Here is a 448-nt window from a genome sequence, read left to right as displayed (position 1 = left end):
ATGGTCTGCGCCGCTTTCAGGGTTTCCTCGAGCAGTTGCTCAGCCGGAATGACCCGGGCAACCAGGCCGGACTTTTCGGCTTCGGCCGCGTCCATCATCCGGCCGGTCAGGCACATGTCCATCGCCTTCGCCTTGCCGACCGCGCGCGGCAGGCGCTGCGTGCCGCCGGCGCCGGGCAGGGTGCCCAGCTTGATTTCCGGTTGGCCGAACTTGGCGGTGTCGGCGGCGTAGATCATGTCGCACATCATCGCCATTTCGCAGCCGCCGCCCAGCGCGAAACCGGCCACCGCCGCGATCACCGGCTTGCGCGTCGTCTTGATGCGCTCCCAGTTGCGGGTGATGAAGTCGGTCTTGTAGGCGTGCATGTAGTCGAAATCCTTCATGAAGCCGATGTCGGCCCCGGCGGCGAAGGCTTTTTCATTGCCGGTGATGACGATGCAACCGATGT

At 64.7% G+C, this 448-nt stretch carries 1 protein-coding gene; it reads right to left on the bottom strand.

Annotated features, from left to right (window positions below; all coding sequences use genetic code 11):
- Positions 1-448, bottom strand: a 448-nt coding sequence (locus GH663_RS20895) for an enoyl-CoA hydratase-related protein (RefSeq protein WP_211371229.1), incomplete at both ends; no start/stop codon positions are given.

The sequence above is a fragment of the Dechloromonas hortensis genome (assembly GCF_009469765.1).
GTDB classification, from domain to species: Bacteria; Pseudomonadota; Gammaproteobacteria; order Burkholderiales; family Rhodocyclaceae; genus Azonexus; species Azonexus hortensis.
Note: the sequence above shows the minus strand (reverse complement) of the source record. Positions and strands in the feature narration are given on the sequence as shown.